This is a genomic window from Vibrio sp. OPT46 (assembly GCF_015163535.1).
Taxonomy (GTDB): Bacteria; Pseudomonadota; Gammaproteobacteria; order Enterobacterales; family Vibrionaceae; genus Vibrio; species Vibrio alginolyticus.
Window position 1 is genome coordinate 1 of the sequence record NZ_JADDYG010000592.1, and the last position, 270, is coordinate 270.

The window sequence follows — 270 nt, forward strand, 5'->3', positions numbered from 1 at the left end:
TAACAAGTTCCATGTACGTAGTTGGCTTCACTTCGGTACGCTGAATGGTTAAATCATACCGTCCATCTTCCCCTTTTTTTAAAATCAAACGGTTCGCTGATTCAGAGGCAGCAAACTGAGGTAGATGAGGGTTAATTTCAAGCATATCGTTTGCTAGCTGCTCATTGGAATCACTGGGACGCTCCTCGTGTTTTAGAACCAACAAACGATTTCTGTCTTTCTGCAAATCAGGAATACCTCCATTAGCCTCTGAAAGCACACTCGATTCAA

At 42.6% G+C, this 270-nt stretch carries 1 protein-coding gene; it reads right to left on the reverse strand.

Annotated elements, in window-relative coordinates; genetic code table 11:
- Positions 1-259, reverse strand: a 259-nt coding sequence (locus tag IQR33_RS23480) for a hypothetical protein (RefSeq protein ID WP_228014086.1), incomplete at its 3' end; no start/stop codon positions are given.
- Between the last annotated feature and the right edge of the window lie 11 nt (positions 260-270).